This window comes from Aquitalea sp. ASV11 (assembly GCF_016429185.1).
GTDB classification, from domain to species: Bacteria; Pseudomonadota; Gammaproteobacteria; order Burkholderiales; family Chromobacteriaceae; genus Aquitalea; species Aquitalea pelogenes.
The window spans coordinates 1-473 of sequence record NZ_JAELUD010000166.1; the positions used below are offsets into that span (position 1 = coordinate 1).

General features: G+C 66.6%; 1 protein-coding gene. It reads left to right on the forward strand.

Translation table 11 applies throughout. The features are described from left to right. Positions 1 to 473: PAS domain S-box protein (locus JHD62_RS21490; RefSeq protein WP_199104583.1), on the forward strand; the 473-nt coding region annotated here is incomplete at both ends.

Consider the following 473-nt stretch of genomic DNA (forward strand, 5'->3'; position numbering starts at 1 on the left):
GCATCATGGGCTTTGCCATTGCCGGCATGCACTACAGCGGCATGCTGTCGGCCCGCTTCATCGGCGTGGCAGAGCCGGCCGGCCGGGTGGTGGCGGAAAACGGCAAGATGGCGGCGGTGGTAGCCTTGCTTACCCTGTGTGCCGGGGTGCTGGTGCTGGCGGGGAATACCTTGTTGCGCTATCGCCAGCTGGCGGCGGAAAAGACCGCAGGCGAGGCGCGCTTGCAGGCGGTGGTGGACACCGCGGTGGACGGCATCATCAGCATGGATGCGCGTGGCCGGGTGCTGGAAATGAACCGGGCCGCCGAGTTGCTGTTCGGCTGGCAGTCTGCCGAGCTGGTGGGCCGCAACATCAATCTGCTGATGCCCGAGCCTTACCGTTCCGGCCACGATGGCTATCTGGCGCATTATCTGGCAACGGGCGATGCCCGGGTGATTGGCGTGGGGCGCGAGGTGAGTGCGCGGCGCAAGGAC